1 protein-coding gene is annotated in these 877 nt (G+C 35.9%); it reads left to right on the plus strand.

The features are described 5' to 3' along the window. Positions 1-100: 100 nt before the first annotated feature. On the plus strand, positions 101-724 hold the full coding sequence (locus AC5KOD_RS02520; RefSeq protein WP_496912968.1) for a transposase: 624 nt from the start codon (positions 101-103) through the stop codon (positions 722-724). Positions 725-877: the final 153 nt, after the last annotated feature.

The raw sequence follows: 877 nt of genomic DNA on the forward strand, positions 1-877 counted from the left end.
CCTTACGGCATAAGGGATTAAATCAACTAAAAAAAGAGAACCTCCCCATTTTTGATATAATGTAAGTGCAAGCCAACAGAATCAAAAAGGAGTGTTCTCTATGACTATTATACACCAACCGACATTTTTTGATATTGAAATTTTATTAGAATTAGAACCCATTGAGCGATATGGTGAACTATTCTCCCCATTACCAATTGAAAAAGTAGTAGCGTTGTTTGATAAAGACCATCGTGTTGGAAGACCTGTGACCGTTAATTATGAAGCGACATTTAAAGCCTTTGTCGTTCGTTATATTGAAGGAATTCCAACGATTAAGGCGTTGATTAAACGTTTGAAGGAAGATCTAGTATTTAAACTGAGTTTAGGGTTTCTCTATTCAGAGCGTATTCCTTCGGAAGCGACCTTCTCATGCTTTGCACATAAACTCACGACACATCCACATATAATGGATAATTTGAATCACCTATTACTTACACAAATTGATGAGGTTAATGGGTTATTTTCTGAGCAGATAGCACTAGATGCAACTCACGTTATGGCTCATGACAAAGCCCATCTAGCTGTTTCCACTAGCAGTCAGTATATAGTGAGCAGTCTTCTTTCGTCTGCCCATGTGTCTGATTTATCTGTGGCTGTTCCATTACTAAGAAAACTTACTAAAATAGGTAGCCGACCTAATTTTATTATGATGGATAAAGGCTATGATGTCACAGGTATTTAAAATTATATTATCAATTAATGTCTGTTAGGTATAACGGCGGCAAAGCAGCAAACACCCACTTGAGTATTATCCAGTTAGCTTATAATTCTGTAAGATTTGCGGTAGAAAGATTATCTCTCAAACTGAAATTAGTCGCTTAAAAAAAATCACATA

The sequence above is a fragment of the Vagococcus sp. WN80Y genome, assembly GCF_059621045.1.